Source organism: Lysobacter sp. N42, assembly GCF_004344885.1.
Window position 1 is genome coordinate 306,816 of the sequence record NZ_SKFB01000004.1, and the last position, 20,173, is coordinate 326,988.

The 20,173-nt window shown below is 45.5% G+C and carries 16 protein-coding genes; 11 read left to right on the plus strand and 5 right to left on the minus strand.

Translation table 11 applies throughout. The annotated features are described in order from the left end of the window. Nucleotides 1–24 precede the first annotated feature (24 nt). Nucleotides 25–1,869, plus strand: coding sequence for a methyl-accepting chemotaxis protein (locus tag EYQ95_RS10675; RefSeq protein ID WP_111915752.1), 1,845 nt, complete (start codon nucleotides 25–27; stop codon nucleotides 1,867–1,869). Here the strand turns inward: EYQ95_RS10675 and EYQ95_RS10680 are convergent. Continuing rightward, a complete protein-coding gene (locus EYQ95_RS10680; RefSeq protein WP_111915751.1) occupies nucleotides 1,866–2,807 on the minus strand; it encodes a phospholipase A in 942 nt (313 codons plus the stop codon). The two genes, EYQ95_RS10675 and EYQ95_RS10680, sit on opposite strands and share 4 nt — an antisense overlap. Nucleotides 2,808–2,924: 117 nt before the next feature. Between EYQ95_RS10680 and EYQ95_RS10685 the strand changes: the two genes are divergently transcribed. From EYQ95_RS10685 to EYQ95_RS10705, 5 genes are all read left to right on the plus strand, one after another. Next, a complete protein-coding gene (locus tag EYQ95_RS10685; RefSeq protein WP_111915750.1) occupies nucleotides 2,925–3,443 on the plus strand; it encodes an RNA polymerase sigma factor in 519 nt (172 codons plus the stop codon). Beyond that, complete coding sequence (locus EYQ95_RS10690; protein WP_111915749.1) at nucleotides 3,430–3,942, plus strand: hypothetical protein; 513 nt, start codon at nucleotides 3,430–3,432, stop codon at nucleotides 3,940–3,942. The genes EYQ95_RS10685 and EYQ95_RS10690 overlap by 14 nt, the downstream gene beginning before the upstream one ends. Before the next feature lie 11 nt (nucleotides 3,943–3,953). Continuing rightward, entirely contained in the window at nucleotides 3,954–4,901 is a 948-nt protein-coding gene (locus tag EYQ95_RS10695) for a DUF4097 family beta strand repeat-containing protein (RefSeq protein WP_111915748.1), read from the plus strand. 70 nt (nucleotides 4,902–4,971) lie between these two features. Continuing rightward, nucleotides 4,972–5,949 (plus strand): aspartyl/asparaginyl beta-hydroxylase domain-containing protein, encoded by a 978-nt coding sequence (locus tag EYQ95_RS10700; RefSeq protein WP_111915747.1) that lies wholly within the window; start codon nucleotides 4,972–4,974, stop codon nucleotides 5,947–5,949. 73 nt (nucleotides 5,950–6,022) lie between these two features. Beyond that, a complete protein-coding gene (locus EYQ95_RS10705) occupies nucleotides 6,023–6,343 on the plus strand; it encodes a hypothetical protein (protein WP_111915746.1) in 321 nt (106 codons plus the stop codon). 60 nt (nucleotides 6,344–6,403) lie between these two features. On the opposite strand, the gene EYQ95_RS10710 is transcribed toward EYQ95_RS10705, so the two are convergent. Then, nucleotides 6,404–7,120 (minus strand): YebC/PmpR family DNA-binding transcriptional regulator, encoded by a 717-nt coding sequence (locus EYQ95_RS10710; protein WP_111915745.1) that lies wholly within the window; start codon nucleotides 7,118–7,120, stop codon nucleotides 6,404–6,406. A 253-nt stretch (nucleotides 7,121–7,373) separates the two neighbouring features. On the opposite strand from EYQ95_RS10710, the gene EYQ95_RS10715 reads away from it, so the two are divergent. Then, nucleotides 7,374–9,377, plus strand: coding sequence for a tetratricopeptide repeat-containing diguanylate cyclase (locus EYQ95_RS10715; RefSeq protein ID WP_165831979.1), 2,004 nt, complete (start codon nucleotides 7,374–7,376; stop codon nucleotides 9,375–9,377). 12 nt (nucleotides 9,378–9,389) lie between these two features. On the opposite strand, the gene EYQ95_RS10720 is transcribed toward EYQ95_RS10715, so the two are convergent. Beyond that, nucleotides 9,390–11,678 carry a S9 family peptidase gene (locus EYQ95_RS10720; RefSeq protein WP_111915743.1) on the minus strand — a complete coding sequence of 763 codons (2,289 nt, stop codon included), beginning with the start codon at nucleotides 11,676–11,678 and terminating at the stop codon, nucleotides 9,390–9,392. A 137-nt stretch (nucleotides 11,679–11,815) separates the two neighbouring features. On the opposite strand from EYQ95_RS10720, the gene prlC reads away from it, so the two are divergent. After that, nucleotides 11,816–13,885, plus strand: a complete 2,070-nt coding sequence (gene prlC, locus EYQ95_RS10725) for an oligopeptidase A (RefSeq protein WP_111915742.1) — start codon at nucleotides 11,816–11,818, stop codon at nucleotides 13,883–13,885. On the opposite strand, the gene EYQ95_RS10730 is transcribed toward prlC, so the two are convergent. Beyond that, a complete protein-coding gene (locus tag EYQ95_RS10730; RefSeq protein WP_111915741.1) occupies nucleotides 13,886–14,095 on the minus strand; it encodes a DUF2970 domain-containing protein in 210 nt (69 codons plus the stop codon). Nucleotides 14,096–14,103: 8 nt separating this feature from the next. Next, nucleotides 14,104–14,406, minus strand: coding sequence for a hypothetical protein (locus tag EYQ95_RS10735; protein WP_111915740.1), 303 nt, complete (start codon nucleotides 14,404–14,406; stop codon nucleotides 14,104–14,106). Between the two features lie 139 nt (nucleotides 14,407–14,545). Here EYQ95_RS10735 and rpe point away from each other — a divergent pair, with 139 nt between their 5' ends. The 3 genes from rpe to EYQ95_RS10750 all read left to right on the plus strand — a co-directional run bounded on the left by rpe (nucleotide 14,546) and on the right by EYQ95_RS10750 (nucleotide 20,172). Next, the gene (gene rpe, locus EYQ95_RS10740) at nucleotides 14,546–15,226 is read left to right on the plus strand and encodes a ribulose-phosphate 3-epimerase (protein WP_111915739.1); all 681 of its coding nucleotides are present in this window, start codon (nucleotides 14,546–14,548) and stop codon (nucleotides 15,224–15,226) included. Nucleotides 15,227–15,249: 23 nt separating this feature from the next. After that, nucleotides 15,250–16,254 carry a tryptophan--tRNA ligase gene (trpS, locus tag EYQ95_RS10745; protein WP_111915738.1) on the plus strand — a complete coding sequence of 335 codons (1,005 nt, stop codon included), beginning with the start codon at nucleotides 15,250–15,252 and terminating at the stop codon, nucleotides 16,252–16,254. A 453-nt stretch (nucleotides 16,255–16,707) separates the two neighbouring features. Continuing rightward, nucleotides 16,708–20,172: a S8 family serine peptidase gene (locus EYQ95_RS10750; RefSeq protein ID WP_165924711.1), complete on the plus strand. Its 3,465-nt coding sequence runs from the start codon at nucleotides 16,708–16,710 to the stop codon at nucleotides 20,170–20,172. The last annotated feature ends 1 nt before the right edge of the window (nucleotide 20,173 follow it).

The following is a 20,173-nucleotide window of genomic DNA, read 5'->3' on the forward strand; positions in this document are numbered from 1 at the left end:
TATTCATCTGTTAGGTGCCTATCTATGTTACGTAATTACTCCATCAAACAACGTCTTATCGGCAGCGGTATTATACTCGTCGCAGGCTTGGTTATGATTCTCGGCTTGAAGATGTATCAAGCGAACCAGGTTGCAGAACTCTCCGATGCTCGACTTTTAGTTGAACAAATGAATACTGAAGTACTCATGCTTCGACGCCGCGAAAAAGACTTTATGCTGCGTGGTGACCCAAGTTACCTAGCTCGCTTTGAAGCGAATATGTCAACTCTGAGGGGGTATGCAAGAAACCTAACTGGAATTCTTGAGCAGCAAGGTATAGAAACGCGCTTACTGAATACCTTTGAGCGCAATTTAGATGAGTATGAAACTCAGTTTGGGAATTATGTAAGCACCTCCGAACAGATAGGGCTTGATCCGGAGTCGGGTTTATATGGGGAAATGCGGGCAGCGGCGAGCGAAATTGAAGATGCAGTTTCAACTTTAAATAACGCCAGCTTACAGGTGGAACTCCTATTGCTAAGACGTCATGAGAAAGACTTTATGCTTCGTGGCGACTTGGAATATGTAGAGCGTTTTAGGAACCAAGCCCGTAACTTTTCTGTTCCTGCTTCAGCCCGGTCTTCTTTTAACAATTATGTTGCAGCATTCAACGCGTATGTTGAAGGCCAACAGACACTTGGGTTAGACGAAACGCAAGGGGTTAAAGGCGTTATGCGAGGCGCCGTGCATGAAACGGAAACCAACCTTGAAAGTCTCGACGAACAGCTTGTGGAGAATTTACAGGCGCGCCAAACTCAGCTTGAAGTCATTGTATTTGCGGTATTCCTGCTGATTATGGCTATCGTAGTAGGTGGAAATGTCTTGCTCGGGCTTAGCATTATTCGTCCAGTAGAACGTATTCGAGGGACAATTTCGAATATCGCGGAAAACTCAAACCTGACTATACGTTTAGACCAAGACGGCAAAGACGAGTTAACGGGCATGAGTAAAGACTTCAACTCTATGATTGAGCGGTTCCAAGGTCTAATTACCGGGCTGCACTCGACGTCGTCTGCATTGGCCGCAGCAGCGCAAGAGCTTGAGCATGTAAGTGAAAATGTAACGAAAGTGGCGGGCGATCAAGAGCAACAGACAAATATGATTGCGACCGCGATTACACAGATGTCTTCAGCTATTCAGGAAGTGGCTCGCCATGCCCAAGAAGCTGCTGGTTCTGCACAAGAAGCAGATGAGCAAGCTACATCAGGTAGTGAAACCGTGAACAAGAGTGTGAAGGCGATCGAAGACTTAACACTTTCTGTTCAAGGAACTGCTGAACGCTTGCAAATACTGAATGATCGAGCAGCTGAAATTACGGAAGTGGTTCAGGTTATTGAAAATATCGCTGAACAAACCAACTTGCTGGCATTGAACGCCGCAATTGAAGCTGCTCGCGCGGGTGAACAAGGGCGTGGGTTTGCTGTGGTCGCGGACGAAGTACGTAATCTTGCTGCGAATACCAAGCAGTCGACTTCTACGATTCATGACACGACGCAACGCTTACTTCGCGGCGCAACAGAGGCTATGGAAGCAATGGAAGTGTCGCAAACACAGGCTGGAGAGAGTGTGGAGTTGTCTAAGCATTCTGGAGAAGCATTTTCTAGAGTAAGCACTTCAGTGTCTAATGTTGCCGACTTAAACATTCAAATTTCTACTGCCACAGAGGAACAAGCTTCAGTTGCAGAAGACGTTTCGAAGAATGTGAACCACATCGCCGATAGTGTTCGTGACGTGGTTACGGGTGCTTCACAGTGTTCGAGCTCGAGTGAGGAGCTTGCTCGACTTGCGGCTGACTTACAGCAACAAGTCGAGGCATTTAAAGTCGCTTAAATATTAATAAGTACAAAGCCGATACCAATACGGTTTTGTTTATGGTTGTAGTCAATTAAAGACTCACCATACCCACTAAACAATTGAAGATGGACGCGCACACCCTCTGGCTTCCCAGGTATTAAAGGGTGTGTGATGTCCAACTGCCAGTTTCCTCGGTCGAAAGAAAACTCTGGCGAGTGACGGGTAACAGCGACACTGGTTTGATCAAACATTGCAGTAAGGCGTGTTTCAACGTTTCCTCTGTAATCTGTCAGATCAGGGTTGTCGTCGTCTTCTAGTGTTTCATTGACTCGGGTTTTATAGGTCGTTTCAAAAACGAAGTTAGACATTTGAACAACGCCACCCACATACCAATAATTCCAACTTCTAGACGAGGGCTTGCTTTGTCCATTCGACTCATGGGCTAAACCAAATTTAACCATTCTTAACCGCCAGTTGCCTGGAATAATGTCGTAGCTCGCTGCAACTGGCGCTACATAAAATACGTCTGGGTTGTGGTCTGTGCTTCTAAACGGAGAAGACTGGTCTGAATTCCAAGCTTGCCATAACGAAGTTTGACTATAAGACATCCATAAATCGCCATTCGGTAACAGAAAATCTTCCAAAATCTTGGTTCGGAAAGACAGTTGAATTTTCATTTCATGGTCTTGGTACTCGGGCAAGCCTGTTACTTGCCCTCGTGTTGGGCTTTCAGGAACTTGGTTTATATTGTCGGAATGATGATAGGGAAGAACATAGTTCGGATTATAAGTCCGCAATGTAAACGTCCCCCGCTTTTGTACTTCGCCGAGTTCCCAGAATTGTTCTAAGTATTGTGCTGTGGGTGAAGTCCATGTTGTATCCTCGCTCTGTTCTGCCTCGCTTTGAGCAAGTACAGGTGGAGAAAACAAGGATACAAAACCAGCGATTACTCCATACCAAGATAGATTTTTCATGTAATCTGCTCCAAAAAAAATTACAGTGGTTTAAACCTTTTTCTACCTCGTAACGACTAACCTAATAACAACGAAGCAAATGAGCTTAACCTGAGACCAAGGCGAGCATATCACAACGTGAATGAAGAGCGACTAATACGCAAAGCCGCTAAAGGCGATAAGCGTGCATTCAAACATTTATACCATGCTCACGTAGATATGGTATTTCGAGTATGCAAACGGTTGCTGATATGCCAAGACGAGGCGCAAGAAACAACTCAGGAAGTATTTGTGAAGGTATGGAAACAGCTACCTAAGTTTCAGGGTGAATCGACTTTTAAAACCTGGGTATATCGCATTGCGGTAAACACATCGGTGGATATGTTACGCAAGAACAAATTAAAAACGGTGGATATTGATGAACAACAAGGTTTGCCGATTACGGAAACAGACCTTGGTCTCGTCGATGAGTTGTGTTCGTTGATAGAAAAGTTACCTGAGCGCTCGAGAATAGTGTTCGTGCTTTATGCAATAGAAGGCCATACACATAAAGAAGTAGCTGATTTACTTGGCATCACCGAAGGTGGAAGTAAGTCTCACTTCTCACGAGCAAGAGAGCAATTACAGCATTGGTGGGGTAATTATGAAGTTGCATGATTTTGAGCACGCCATCGAACAATTAAAAAGCAAACAAGAACAGGTGCCGGATCTTTGGGATGGTATTGAGTCCAAACTTGAAGATAGAGGCACGCACAAGAGGTCTAACTTCGCTGCTATAGCGGCAAGTATCGTCACTATCGCGTTCGTTGGAGTAATTGCAACAGTACATGAATACCGTGATAACGATGTGCAAATGGCTGAGCAAAGTCCTGAATTCCTAGAACAAGCAGTTACACAGCGAGCGCACGAAATTACCGTGGCAAGGCTGCAGCGAGACATCGAGCTACTCCAGAAGCAATTGCCGAGTGATGCCTCTTCAATGTATGGAGATATCTCATTACAAAATCAGGAATTTGAACGTGCTGCGCGTGACGTAGCGCTGGCGCTTCAAAATTCGCCGGGGAACAAAGCGTTAGAAGAACTATTAATTTATACCTATAGGCAGCAACTGGCTTGGACTCAAACCATGTTGCGTAGCCAAACAAGTCTTGTTTAAGGAGACAACTGATGAAAGCGAAATGGTTAGGAATATTAGTGATCTTGGCAGGTTGTGCTTCCGGGCCGCTGCCAGCGCAAGAAGCTATTGACGAACAACGCGATGTAAGTGCTGACGAGCGAATCATCCTGGAAGTCATGCGCGGAGACGTAGAAATTATTGCCCACAACCGCAATGAGTTCTCGGTCCAAGGTACATTAGACGAACTAGCAGAAGGATTTATTCTTGAGTCTTCTGGGGGCACCACACGCTTTGAAGTGAAAATGCCTCGCCGAGTAAGCTCTGGGGGATGGAGAAACCAAGAGGAGTCGGAGCTCGTTATTTTGGTTCCTGTGGGAGCGCGTGTCAGCCTTACCGGTGTGAACGTTGATGTGACTGCTGAAGGTATTGAGGGAATGACCAAAGTTGAAACCGTAAATGGTGATGTCACAGGTATGGGTCTGAAGAATCAAGTTGACCTTAGTACAATTAACGGCGATATCGAAATTTCAGGCTCGAGTGGTGATATTGAGCTGGGCACAGTTAATGGTGAAATCGAAGATATCGATTCAACAGGAAGTGCAAGCTACAGCTCGGTAAATGGAGATATTGTTTCGACCAGCCGAGCCCAGACTGTTAAAGCAGAAACCGTGAATGGGGAAATCGAGATGACTCTGGCTCATGCTGAAGAAGTTGAAGCACAGAGCGTGGGTGGCGAAGTCACGTTAGAACTAGGTAATCCGTCGGTTAACTTAGATGCCTCAACTGTACATGGAGAAATCCACGTTAAGTTCGCGCAAAACCTAAGTGCAAAGTTTGAGATTAATACGCACGGTGGTGATATTGAAAACCGACTCACTAATGATGAAGTTTCTCGCGACCGCTACGGTCCTGGGCGCTCGTTAGAATTTACCGTTGGTAGCGGTACTGGCCGCGTACAGCTTGACTCTGTGAATGGTGAGATAGTCGTACGCAACTAACTAAAACTTGATTTTACCCAGCAATGGCTCTATGGTGCGCCCGATATAGTTAATAGAAGGTCAGCGTACAATGGAGCCATTAATTCTCATTCTTCTTGCATTAGCAACCTTTACCGTCGCCTCGATGGTATATGTTTATGCTTTTCGTGGCACGTATCGTCATCCCTCTTTTAATGAGTACGCTCGCAAGTGCTGGCCAATCTTCGCGCCATTAAATTGCATGTTGTATATGTCGACGCAGAAGCGCGCTCGTAGACCTATTCTTAATCTCGACGAATTCCCTGAGTTAGCGAACGTCACCGTGAACTGGAAAACCATTCGAGATGAAGCTTTGGCATTGAGAGAAAACAACGAATTTGAAAAGACCAAGGACAAGAATAATAGCGGTCATTACGACGTTGGTTTCAGAACCTTTTTTAAATACGGATGGAGTAAATTCTACCTTAAGTGGTATGGGTATACGCATGACTCTGCGAAAAGAATGTGTCCTGAAACGGTAAAACTCATTGAACAAATTCCTCAGGTTAAAGGCGCAATGTTTACGTTGTTGCCACCTGGAGGGAAGCTAACACCTCATTCTGACCCATTCGCATGCTCTTTGCGTTACCACCTAGGGTTGGAAACACCGAACGACGACAATTGTTGGATTAACGTCGATAACCAAGAGTACAGCTGGCGTGACGGGGAAGCTCTATTGTTCGACGAGACCTACGTTCACCATGTAGCAAACAACACCGGCAAGCCTCGTCTTATATTGATGCTAGACGTGGAAAGACCTATGGGTGTGGTTGGTAAAGTTGTCAATTTTTTCTATCGTCAGCTCATGCGCATGACCATTGTTCCGAATGATGAGTCAGATAAAAAAGGACTAGCCAATGCTGTGTTTTCCAGCGTTTCACCTTTACTAGCGCGTTCTAAAGAACTGAAAGAGACAAATAAGCCGTTATATAAAACGCTTAAGTTTGTTGTGAATTCGATTCTCGCTATAGTGCTGCTAGGACTTTTGGCACTCATTATTTATATTCCTTATTCGCTTATTAGTGGGTAGAGCATAAATTGCCTGAATTTTAATCAAGTGCTAATCTTTATGTTAGGTGAAATAACATAAGAGGGCGGTTGACATGATTACTGATTCGGCATCATTAACCGTCAGTGCGTTTGGTGACTATCAGCAACAACAGGCTAAACGCACCGCAGAATTAGCTAAGCAGCAAGCAACAAGGCTAGAAGAGCAGGCGGAAGAAAAACGTCAAGAAGCTCAGGAACTAGAGTCTGAGGCTGACCGCTTAAGTAGAGATGCAGACCGGCAAGATAACCGTGCTGAGATTGCACAACGTGCGGTTCGCCAAGAAGAAACGATAAGCACTCTAGACAGGCAAATTAAGACAGTTACGGGAAGTTTACAGAGACAGACCGGAACGCAAATTGATACACAGGTCTGACGAATTAGAAGGAAAAAAGGGCGGTTTTACCGCCCTCTTTTGTTTTTAAAAGCGGGGTTTTTAATAGCTAGCGCTATGATACACCTGCTGCACATCATCACAGTCGTTTAGCATATCCATGAGCTTATCCATAACTTCAATGTCCTCACCAGCTAGCTCGGTAGTGAGTTGTGGGACAAATTGAATTTCATCAGTTTCAAACTCAATATCTGTATTAAAACTTTGCAACGCTTCGCGAGTTTTCGCATATTCAGTGTTTGGCGCGAATACAGTGATGAAACCATCGTTACTCTCAACATCGGTAACATCTACGTCAGCTTCCATTAATGCTTCTAGTACAGCGTCCTCGTCGTCACCCGCAAAGCTGAAAATAGCGCAGTGGTCGAACATATGAGCTACCGAACCTGGCGCACCAATTTTGCATTTTGTTTTGGTGAAGCAGTTACGAACTTCGGTGAAGGTACGATTTGGATTGTCTGTTAAGCATTCCACGATAAGCATACAGTTTGCTGGTCCAAAGCCTTCGTATCTTGCTGCTTCGTAGTTTTCGCCACCACTGCCAGAAGCCTTGTCTAGCGCGTTAGAAATTACGTGAGCAGGAACCTGGTCTTTTCTTGCACGCTCGATCAAGCTTCTTAATGCTAGGTTACCGTCAGGGTCAGTGCCACCTGACTTTGCCACAACATAGATTTCACGCCCGTAGCGGCTATAAACTTTACTTTTAGCTGCAGCTGTTTTTGCTATCGAATCTTTTCTATTTTGGTACGCGCGACCCATATAAATACTCTCGAATTCTCAATATTGACGGCACATATTACTGCTAACGGTTGATGAATTCGAGTGATTTTCTCACCCCGGTGGAAATCGGAGGCCTAGCTTCTTCCGGATAATTTATTATGCTTTGCTTCTGTTTTAACCAAAAATTTGATAAAAACGGGGTATAACTCTCTCATATAACTTTGATGCCATGCACCTAGCCACGCGAATAGCTTTATTTTTAACTTTTGCGCTACTGTGTTGCAGTTTCGGCTTGTTCGCTCAAGACGAGTACAGCTTCCGTGTGCATGAAGATCCTACGATAGAATCTGAGTTAGACGACTACCTTCGCGCTCCTCGCAATCCAGAAGCTGAAAATCCTCATGAGTTAATAGAGAGTATTGTCGCAAAAGTAGACGAGCAAACGCCGATTATGAGCTGGGTTCGCGCTCGCGGTTATTACGCCATTGACCTGTTGGTGGACGAGCAAGATGAGAAAGCTTGGGAAATCACCGAGGATATGGTCACGGTGGCTGAGTTCACAGGGGTGGCAGATGCCATAGTTGAAGCCCGTGCAGTTGAAATTACGCTTCATTACTTTTCAGACCAAACCCAAGACGCGCTAGTAGCAATAGAGCGTGTGCTTCCTTTAATGACAGACATACAGTCACCTCGTGTAAGGTACTTTGCTCACAACTTAGTGGGTCGAGTATTTCATGATGTGGGTGATTACGAGGGGGCGCTTGAGCATTACTTATCTGCATATGAAGCTGTGCGAGAAACTGATGACGAGAGAACAGTTCTACGTCGTCAGTTCCTCAATACCAGCATCGCTTACTTGCAATCAGATTTGAGAGATTATGAGAGTGCGTTAGAAACGAGCCAACGTGCTATCGATACAGCGAAAACTGAAGGTTTTGAACGGGACCTACCCGATCTTTATTTGCTTAAAGGGTATCTAGAGGGGCAAATGGGGCAGTCTGCAGCATCCATTGCCTCCCACGAAGAAGCGATTGTTTGGGCAAGGCAGTTTGATATACCTGAAATTGTGTTGCTGTCGATGAACAATATCGGCTCTTCTTGGTTAGACGAAAAAGAATTTGAGCAGGCTCGGGAAGTCTTTCAGGAAGCTTTGGCTGAGGCAGAAGCCCTTGACGATCAGGCCACGAAAGCCTTGCTTCTGTTTAATTTAGGTTACGTTGAAGTGATGACAGGGAATGCAGAGGTTGGTATTCCCATGATGGAAACTAATGCGGAGATTATGAAAGAAGACTCCACTGATGCCGACCATGCCGATACCTTGAATTCATTGATAGAAGCTTATGTGGAAGCTGGGCTGTTTGAGAATGCTACAAACGCACTCATTGAGCAAAGAGATTTAAATAAAACACTGCACGAAAGAGAAAGAGAAGAAACACTGTCTGAGCTTCAAACGCGTTATGAAGCGAATGAGCAAGCTACGCAAATTGATTTATTGGAACAACGTAATGAGCTACAACAACGAGCTATTGAAAATGCAGAGCTACAAAAGAAACTCTTCATTTTGTTCGCGATAGTTGTTGTTTTAGGGTCGGTACTATTGTTCCAGCTCTACCGCGCAGCAAGACGTGCAAACCGAAAGTTAAAAGACACCAACCGTCAGTTGGAGTATCAGTCGACCCACGACGCGCTTACAGCGTTGTTAAATCGACGTTCGTTCCAGGAAGCAATGAAAAAGCGGGAACGACAAGCGCGCTATTCGGATCAGCATGAGTACCCAGATGCATTACTATTATTGGACGTGGACTTCTTTAAGAAAATTAATGACAACCGAGGTCATATGGCGGGAGATCAGGTTCTAGTCGAACTTGGAAAGCGTTTGAAAAAAGTCTCTCGAGCAACAGACATGGTTGTGCGTTGGGGTGGCGAGGAGTTTTTACTCTACCTCAAAGAGATGAATCCGGAGCGCCTTCCTGAATTTACTCAGCGTGTGTTGCAAGTTATTGGTGAAAAGCCTGTGCAAACGAAGGATGAGGCGATTCAAGTAACAGCTACAGCGGGTTTCATTCCGCTGCCGTTTGGTAATGTTTCAGAGTCTCAGTTGAACTGGGAGAAGTGCTTACAAATAGCAGATATGGCGCTTTACATAGGCAAAGTGCATGGTCGCAATCGTGGACTTGGTGTTATGGGTCTTAATGTGCCTTTCGAGGAAACCAAAGAGGCCTTAGAGAAAGACCTAGCAGGTGCTATTGAGAAAGGATGGGTCCACTCTGTTGATGTGAGCGGACCCGAAGTATAATAACCCGTTGGGTTACGGTGCGCCACTAACCGGCAAGTTCTCTAGGAAGAAGTCGGTTTTCAATTGAAGGTAGTGTAAAACAGTACCTTCTCCCTCACGAATACTATGAGAGCGATTTGGGTAAGCCATAAACTCAAATTGCTTCTGGTGCCTTATGAGTTCGTTGATCAAAGCCTCAGAGCCTTGATAGTGAACATTGTCGTCACCTGTACCGTGAATGAGTAACAATTCACCTTCTAAGTTTGCCGCATGAGTAATGGCTGAAGTAGCTTCGTACTGTTCAGCAGACTCTGGTAACAGTCCCGAGTAACGTTCTTGATAAATGGTATCGTACAAGCGTAAGTCCGGTACTGGTGCAGAGGCGATGCCAGCGTGAAATAGCTCAGGATATCTAAACAATGCGTTAAGCGTTTGCGAACCACCGCCACTGTGACCCCAAATACCCACACGTTCTCCGTCTAACCAAGACCAGCGCTCGAGCATCGCTTGTAAGGCGTCGGCTTGGTCACGCACAGTAACAATACCGAGTTGCTTGTATATCGAGTGGCGCCATTCTCGCCCTCTTGGCGACTTTGTACCACGGTTATCTATTGACGCGACTACATAACCTTGCTGGGTCATGTATTCGTGCCACAGCCAGCGGTTGCCAAGCCACTTGTTGGCAACAGTTTGGCCCCATGGCTCCCCGTACACATACATAATGAGCGGGTAAGATTGAGTTGGGTCGAAGTTACGCGGTTTCATAATGAAACCGTCGAGTACCAAGCCATCTCTTGCTTCTACTTGGAAAAACTCAGTGGTACTGGTAATGCGCTCGTCAATAACTTCTTGCACTGCACTGTTGTCTTCAATCACTTGAATAATTTCGTGGCTCGGTAGCGCAACTAAGTTTGTTTGTGTGGCTACACCTACTTCACTAAAGCTGTGAATAGCGAACTCACCATTCTGAGCGATCTGATAACCATGAGTACCGTCCCACTCTTCAGGAGTCAGGCGAACGGGGTCGCTTTCACCAGAGAGGTCGACACTGAACAAGTAGCGCTCTAAATGGTTTTGTGGAGAAGCAATATAGTAAGCTTTACCTTCGCCTTGTTCGTTTGCCACGATTTCGAGTAGCTGGACAACATCAAAATTGCCTCGCGTAAGCTGTGTTAGCTTATCTCCCTCAGCATCCGCGTCGTAACGATATAAGTGACGAAATCCACTGCGCTCACTTTGCCAAGTGAAGCTCTGACCGTTTCTAAAGAAGCGAACGTCATCTACCTGCTCAACCCAAGCGTTCGACTGTTCGGTAATCAACTGTTCTACATCACCGCTTTCTCGGTCTCCAAGCCAGAAATGCATGGTGTTTTGCGCTCTGTTCATTTGTTGCAGCATGAGCTTGTTATTATTACCAGCCCATTCCATACGAACAATGTAGTGCGCGCGAGGGTCGCCAGGAAGGTTCATCCAAGTGGTTTCGCCGCCGTCTGCCGGAATAACACCAACACGAAGTGAAGAGTTTGTTTCACCCACTTTCGGATAAGGGAATGTAGTAAGCTGCGGATAGTTGTCACTGGTGTTGTCGATCATGGTAAACGACTCAACACCACTGGTGTCCACTTGCCAATAAGCAATAGCATCACCCGACGGAGACCAGCGGAAACCGTCTCTAAGCCCAAACTCTTCCTCGTTTACCCAGTCAAACGTGCCGTTGATAATGGTGTCACTACCGTCGAAGGTAAGCTGTTGCACACCGCCGTTACTAGCTAACGACTCAACGTAGAGGTTGTTGGCTTGTACGTAGGCAACTTGGTTACCCTGAGGGTTAAACTTCGCAAATTGAAGCGTAGACTCTTCTGCGAATTCACCAAGTTGTTTGAGATTATTGGTTGTAAGGTCCAGTACCCAATAGTCACCGAGTGTGTGTGTACGCCATGAACGTACTGTGTTGGTGAAAATAATAACCTTAGAACCGTCTTGCGACCATTGGTAGTCTGCAATTTCCAGCGCCTCTTCTTGACCTTCTGGCGTAATTTGACTGGCACTAACGAGTACTGTGCGCTCCTGTGTGACAGGGTGGTAGCGAACAATGTCTTCACCGCCATTTTCATTACTTTCTAATGTCGTGTAGCCACTTCCGTCGGCTAACCAACGTGTAGCTGGGACATTAGCGAGTTTAAAAATATCCTCGGTTATCGCCTCTTCTAGCGTGAAAGTAGGCGCTTGAGGTTGTGTAACCGCGGTTGCATCACTTTCTGATTGGCAGGCACCAAGTGTCATCATTGCCGTAAGCCCTAACGTTATTGCTCTAATTTTCATTCTTATTCCTATGAATGCCCTAAACGTGGACATAAGGTTACTAAGTTCAGGCTTGAAAACAAGGTTGTTAAGCCACATTTATGTGTTATCTAAAATGAATAAACAAATAAAGCGGCAAATTACGGAGTATTTTATTTATGACCGAGACAACCAACCCGTTACTGGAGTATGCCCACTCGGCATCGAATACATTGCCTAATTTCGACAGTATCGAGCCGCAACATATTGAACCCGCTGTTAAGTTTATTGTTGAACGCAACCAAAAGTTAATCGATGAGTTAGCGCAATTAGAGTCCCCTACTTGGCAAAGCCTTGTCGCACCATTAGAAGAAGCCGACGACGACCTTAGTCGTTTGTGGTCCCCAGTTTCTCATTTAAATGCGGTCGTGAGCAACGATAACCTGCGTGAAGCGCACGACGCATGCTTACCTTTATTGTCAGCCTACGGCACATTCGTAAGCCAGCACGAAGGACTTTATGAAGCCTACAGAAAACTTGCAGAGAGTGATGGCTTTAAAGAGTTGTCTGAACCACAGCAACGAGTGATTAAAGATACGTTGAGAGATTTCAAGCTCGGCGGTGTTGCATTACCTAACGAACAAAAGGGTACTTATGCCAAAATTCAGTCTTCACTGTCTGATTTAAGCTCAAAGTTCAGCAATCAATTACTCGACGCAACTCATGCTTGGTATTTACACCTGGAAAGTGAAGAGGCTCTAGCTGGTGTTCCAGAAAGCGCTTTAGAAGCTGCTTCAGAAGAGGCGAAGAGTAGAGAGTTATCGGGCTACGTTATTACACTCGACATTCCTAGCTACTTACCCATAATGATGTACGCTCATGATAGAGAGCTGCGACAGAAATTGTACACGGCGTTTGTTACACGAGCTTCTGAACAGGGTGCTGAAACCCAATTTGATAACTCAGAAGTGATGGTTAAAACACTGGCTTTGCGAAACGAGTTGGCGCAGCTCTTGGGCTTTAAAAATTACGCTGAACTGTCACTAGAAACTAAAATGGCATCGTCTCCAGAAGAGGTTTTATCGTTTTTGAATGACCTGTCCACAAGAGCATATCCGCAGGCACAGCGTGAATTGGAAGAAATAAAGGAATACGCAAGGAAAAAGGGATGTTCTGACTTGCAGGCGTGGGACATTCCTTATTTTGCAGAACAGCTCAAACAAGAACACTACGCAATTTCTGATGAAATGTTACGCCCGTATTTCCCTGAGCAAAAGGTTACCGACGGTTTGTTTGAGGTGGCTTCACGCTTATTTAATGTCCAATTTAAGGCGCGGAAGGACGTAAGCACCTGGCACCCGGATGTGAAGTATTTTGAGGTCCTTGATGAGGAAGGCAACTTACGAGCAAGTTTTTATTTAGATCTTTATGCTCGAGCGAAAAAACGGGGCGGCGCTTGGATGGCGGACTGTGTAGTGCGCCGTGAAAGAAAAGATGGAAGCTTGCAACTTCCAGTCGCGTTCTTGACTTGTAACTTCAGCCGTCCAGTAGGCGATAAGCCGGCGCTATTTAGCCATGATGAAGTAGTTACTTTGTTTCATGAATTTGGTCATGGCTTACACCATATGCTTACACAAGTGAGTATTGGTTCAATTTCCGGTATTAACGGAGTTCCTTGGGACGCAGTTGAGTTACCGAGTCAGTTCTTGGAAAACTGGTGTTGGGAGAAAGAGGCGCTTCAGTTTATCGCGGGTCATTACGAAACGAATGAAGCATTACCCGACGAACTACTTAACAATATGTTGAAAGCAAGGAACTTCCAAGCTGCCATGCAAATGGTGAGACAGCTTGAGTTCTCGTTATTTGACATGGAAATTCATAGCCGTGGAGACCTTGATTCAGCAGACGCTATTCAGAGTGTCTTGGACAAAGTTAGAGAGAAAGTAGCGGTAGTTATTCCTCCGGCGTTTAATCGCTTCCAGCATAGCTTTGGTCATATTTTTGCGGGTGGTTACGCAGCAGGTTATTACAGCTATAAATGGGCAGAGGTACTGTCGGCAGACGCATACTCAAAGTTTGAAGAAGACGGTATTTTCAATGCGCAAACGGGTCGCTCGTTTTTAAACAACATTTTAGAAGCCGGGGGCAGCGAAGACATCGCTGTATTGTTTGAGCGGTTTAGAGGCAGAAAGCCGGAGCTTGCTGCACTATTAAGACATTCGGGCATTGAAGAGCGACCAGCGGCGTAACTACTGGTTGAGCCTTACAAGTAGGCTCACCAGTCCATAAATGCTAAGTACAAAAAGCACGATAAAAATGACGCCGACAATAATGAAAGCAAGGGGATTGCCTTGGTTAAAGTCGCGCTTTCGGTTGTGTTCTGTTTGTACACCAAACATTGCCGCAAGAACGCTAACAATAACGTTCCATAAAGTTGGGCGTTGGGAGTTCTCGCTCATCTATAATCTTATCGGCGATTTAGAGACTGTTCATCTAAGTTGCCTCGACTAACATTCTGAGGCGGTTCTGAACCAAAAATAAGTTCAACTAAGTCTAAGAAATGAAGCTGTGCTGATTTGCTTTTGAACTGAGCCCATGCAAACCAATTTACTTGCTCTTCACTTTCAGGCTGCGGACAAACTTGGCTTTGGATACCATTAAATACAGCTACACATGCTGTTTCTTGCCTAGTATGGTTTGCATTGAGCAATACCGCAGTAGCGAGTATTGTCGATCCAAAAAGGATCATCGCGATGATCATTCGACGCATGCTCTTCTCCTTGCCTAAAAAGTGAACGACCAATTTAACATTTAATTTAAATAATCACTAGTAATTTTGTTTATCAGGTGATTGAAATTCATGGTACTGATAGAATACGTCGCTTCGTAGGATAACTGTGAGGCTAATCATGTCGGAATTTCTAATCGCCCCGTCTATATTGTCGGCAGACTTCGCTCGACTCGGCGAAGAAGTAGAGTCGGTTATTGCAGCTGGCGCTGATGTTGTTCATTTTGACGTTATGGACAACCACTTTGTTCCTAATCTTACAATTGGTCCTATGGTTTGCGATGCATTGCGTAATTATGGCATTACTGCGCCAATTGACGTGCATTTAATGGTTGAACCGGTTGATAGAATTATCCCCGATTTTGCTAAAGCTGGTGCGTCTATGATTACCTTTCATCCAGAAGCTTCTGTTCACGTAGATCGCACACTACAGTTGATACATGATAATGGTTGTAAAGCTGGCGTGGTACTCAATCCTGCAACACCTCTTCATTACTTAGATTACATTATGGACAAGGTCGACATGATTTTGTTGATGTCTGTAAACCCTGGGTTCGGTGGGCAGAAATTTATACCTACGACACTGCAGAAAATTGCCCAGGTGAAGCAACGAATTAATGAGAGTGGCCGCGATATTCGATTAGAAGTCGACGGTGGAGTAAAAGTTGATAATATTGGTGACATTGCTAAAGCTGGCGCAGACATGTTTGTAGCGGGCAGTGCCATATTTAATGCCCCAGATTATCGTGCAGTTATCGCGCAAATGCGCAAAGAAATAGAAATCGCGACGCAAAGTCGCTGAATGTAAAATAGGAAGTAAGACACATGAGCCAACCCATTGTATTAAGTGGATGCCAGCCTTCGGGTCAACTCACCCTTGGAAACTATATGGGTGCATTGCGCCAATGGGTGACTATGCAGGACGACCGTGACAGCTATTTTATGCTGGTAGACTTACACGCAATTACTGTAAGACAAGATCCTAAAGCGCTTAGAGAAGCTACGCTAGACGGTCTTGCGCTTTATCTTGCTTGCGGCTTGGATCCTGAAAAGAGCACACTGTTTTTACAATCTCATGTCCCAGAGCATTCTCAACTTGCATGGGTTTTGAATTGCTACACGCAAATGGGCGAGCTTAATCGCATGACGCAGTACAAGGACAAATCGCAGAAGCAAGAGTCGAATATGAATGCGGGCTTGTTTACTTATCCTGTGCTTATGGCTGCAGATATTCTGATTTATGGGGCTAATGAAGTTCCTGTAGGAAATGACCAAAAGCAACACCTAGAGTTAGCGCGTGACGTGGCGACTCGCTTTAACAACATTTATGGCGATGTTCTTGTAGTGCCAGAGCCGTTCATTCCAGAACATGGCGCTCGTATTATGAGCTTGCAAGATCCAACCAAGAAAATGTCGAAGTCTGATGAAAACGCAAACAACTTCATTGGGTTACTCGAAGAGCCGAAGAAAATAGCGAAGAAAATTAAACGTGCTGTAACTGACTCAGACGAGCAGGCGCGTATTTACTTCGACCCTGAAGAAAAAGCAGGAGTTTCGAATTTGTTGACGATTCTTTCTGGAGCCACTGGAAAAAGCATTGATCAACTTGTGCCAGAATACGAAGGCAAGATGTATGGTCACTTGAAAGGCGATGTAGCTGACGCTGTTGTTGCATTGCTTGAGCCGATTCAAGAGAAATACAAAGCCTTGCGTGAGGATCGTGCGGTTTTGGACAAGGTTATGAAAACAGGTGCAGAGAAGGCACAGGCGAAAGCACAAAGCACTTTGAGAGCTGTTTACGATGCTGTGGGTTTTGTGACCAAACCTTAAGCGGACTTTACATTCTTAATTTGTAAACAAGTATTACAAGAGAAAGCGCAAGATAGTACAAAAAACGTACTAATCGCGCTTTTTTTATATCTTATGTTATACCCTTATAGCCAAAAGTGTATAGGTTATGTAATTGAGTTATGTATAAGCACATTGGATCGGTGTAGGCTTTGCGATAATCTCGAAGATTACTGCGGTGAGTTGCTGTTTGAGCCCAGCAATGGAAGGCGCAGATGAACGAGTAAACATAAACTCGTACAACAATCGTGAAGTAAAACAGGGAACAAAACTATGTCTATTCCAAGTAAACCGCGTTTACTTGCAACGTCTGTGTCACTAGCACTATGCGTAGCATACGGTGCAGTGGCGAACGATGGCTTGCAAGTAGAGCGCGTAGAGCGAGCGCAAGGAGAGCTAGCCCAGCAAAAAGCCGAGGCGAGAAACCCTCTTCGAGTGCAAGAAACCGAATTTTATATTGTTCAGCTTAAAGATGAGCCTCTTGCTGCATATGCAGGCGCATACACGCAAGTTGGAACAATGGAAAATGGCCGTACAGTGGCACCGCAGTTAAACCTTAACTCTATTCAAGCCCGCGAGCATGAAAGCTTTTTGCATTCACAACAGCGCGCGTTTGTTTCGGACCTGCAACGCCGTATTCCTCGAGCTGAAATGTATCGTCAGTTCGCTACTGTGGTAAACGCAGTTGCTATTGAAGTACCTAAGGGCACTTCAATGCAGGACGTTGCAAACATGCCACAGGTTGAGCGCGTTTACCGTAATGAAATGCGTTACGAGCAAATGGACAGCTCGTTAGACTTGATCAACGTAGCTGATAGTTGGGCAAGTGCTGGCGGACAGGACAACGCTGGTGAAGGTGTTCGCATTGCTATCGTAGACGGTGGTATTAGACCTGAAAATCCGATGTTCGCGGGTACAAATCTTACCCCAGCGACAGATGTACCTACGGATGACTACTGCGCAACGACTGACGCAAGCTTCTGTACTACGAAAATTATTGCTGCGCGTTATTCAAACCCAACGTTCACTGTGAACGATAATGAATATATGAGTCCATTAGACTACGGCGGGCACGGTACTCACGTTGCAGGTACAGCTGCGGGTGAACGCATAGATGCTCCATATCGTGGCAGCGAAATTGAACTTTCAGGTGTAGCTCCTGGTGCATATTTAATGGTGTACAAAGCATTGTTTAGAACACCTACCGGTCAAGGTAGTGGTTCAGACGTAATGCTTGTAGAGGCGCTAGAGCACGCTGTAGAAGATGGTGCAGACGTAATCAACAATTCTTGGGGCGGTGGTCCTGGTTTTGATGGCACAGGTAGTGTTTACGACGATATTTTCACTAATGCTGAAGCTGCTGGCGTCGTTGTTGTAACGGCGGCAGGTAACGATGGTCCTGGCGAGCAAACTATTGGCTGCCCTGGCTGTGTTGAAGCTGGTATTACTGTTGCAGCGTCAAGCACAGGCCGTACGTTTGAAAACAACGTTTACTACGGTGAAGAGAGCTGGAGTGCAATTCCTGGAAATGGAGACTTCCTACTTAGTGAAGACGTCACTGCAACTTTAGTTTTTGCTGAAGATGCGAGTGAAGGTAACACTTTAGGTTGTAATGCTTATCCTGAAGACAGTTTAACGGGCAATATCGTATTAGTTGTTCGTGGAGATTGTTCATTCACACAAAAGGCAAACAATGCAGAAGCCGCAGGTGCTGTCGGAATGATTGTTTCGAACAACACTGAAGGCACAATTTCGATGTCTATGCCGGGTGCGACTCTCGTTTCTGTGTCTCTTACGCAAGACGATGGCGTGGCCTTACGCGATGCCTATGTTGAAGGCGATGAAATTACCATTGGCGCAGTTGAGCGCGTTATTGATGAGAGTGCTGTAAACGACCTAGCCGGCTTCAGCTCTCGTGGTCAAAACGGTAACAACACGATTCTAAAACCAGAAATCACAGCTCCAGGTGTAAGCATTTTAAGTGCAGACTCACCTGACTTAACTGGCGATTTTGGTTTGAAGAGTGGTACCAGTATGGCGTCTCCACACGTTGCAGGTGCAGCGGCGGTTCTTCGCCAATTACGCCCAGAGCTTGACGCTTTTGAAGTGAAGTCGTTGCTAATGGGTACTGCTACGAATAACTCTGTTCGTGACTCAGATGGTTTCTTCGCAACGCCCTTTGGTCAAGGTGCAGGCTTATTGAATGTCGCAGGTGCTGAGAACGCAAACTTTGTCATAGACGCGCCGTCTTTGGTTGATGTTGAATGCCAAAGCAGCTGTTCGTTCGACCGAACGGTAAGCAACTTGTCTGACGAAGAAATCGTTGTTTACGTGGACACTCAACAGTTCAGTAACTCTTATGTAACTGCATCATTTGTAGTTGGAGAAGCTGAAGCCGCTGAGGAATTAGAACTAACAATTCCTGCGGGAGAGTCGGCAACATTCACCATGACAATCGACAGCCGTTTCGCTGACGATGGCTATAACTTTGGTGCGTTGGAAATTTCACAAGGCACGAACGCTTCACTTCAGACGTTCCCAATTGTGTTCTCTTCTGAGCGTGCAGATGACGCTTCTGTATTAAGCACCTCAGTTACAACGGGTGAACCTTCGTGGGGAGAAGTCGTTACGGTTCAAACAAACTTTAGTAGCCCTGTGAAAGGCGAAGAAGTTAGCTTAAGCGTAAACCTTCCAGAAGACTTTGACGCGAGCAACATTCGTGTTGATGAGTTCTACGCTTCAGGAAATTATGACGTAGCTGACGGTGTGTTGACTTGGACAGGCTCGTTCGAGAGCGTAGTCGGTAACTCTGAGCTAACGCTTGCTGAATCTCCTTATGGCACTATCGCAGATTTGGAACCGCAAAGTGTTGGTTGTGCTGAGAGTCAGTGTGATGAAGCTGCAATTCATGTGACTGGCTTAGGTTCATATGATGGCTTTACTTACAACGGCACAAACTACGAGAGTATTACCATTTTCACGAATGGCTTAGTGGCTGCGGGTGATCAGTCTGCAACGACGCAAACCTTCCTAAACGAAGACATGCCGAATGATGCCGCGCCGAACAACCTGATTGCTCCTTTCTGGACAGACTTGGTGTTAGGTGAAGATCTTGGTGGTGAAATTTACTTCACGCTTGTGACTTTGGATGGCACAGATTATGCGGTAGTTGAGTGGTCGGAAGCTAAGTTGTGGACAGAAACTGTGGCGGCGTCAGACCCTAGCTACACTGTTTCAGTCTGGTTGCCATTAGGTGAAGAACAGCAGGACATTATTTTTAACTACATTGAAGTGCCTGCTATGCCTGAGTTTGTAACTATTGGTATGGAAGACGTTTCAGGAACATCTGGTCTTAGCCATTATTACGACGGTGAAGGCACTGCTGTTACTACTGGCGATGCGTTATTAGGTAACTTGTTAGTTGAAGACTCAACGGTAACTGTTGATTACGACCTAGTATTGGATCACGGTAGAGACTTCACGGCCGCAACCGAGTGGAACACAGCGGTGACTGTAGATGTACTAAACGGTGTTGACGTAGTTACCGCTCGTTCGTTGGTTTCTGCTTCTGCTGAGGTTGATGGAGCTACCTATAATGCGCGTGCCCCACTGTTGATCGAGCCACAAAGCGGTTTGTCTGTTGTACTTACGGGCAACGTAGAAGGCGGCGAGGCTACAGTGTCTAATGGTGTAATTACCTTTACGCCAGACGTTACCTTCAAAGGTGAGCAAGTGATTACTTATCGCTTACGTGACGGAATGCAAAATACAAGCTCGGAGTATGAGGTTGTAGTTACTGTTGCACCGCGTGACGCCGATAAGTGGTACGAAGGTAGCCTTGGTTGGTTGTTTATGTGCTTTGTAGGTTTATTTGGATACAGAAGACTGTATCGCAAGTAAG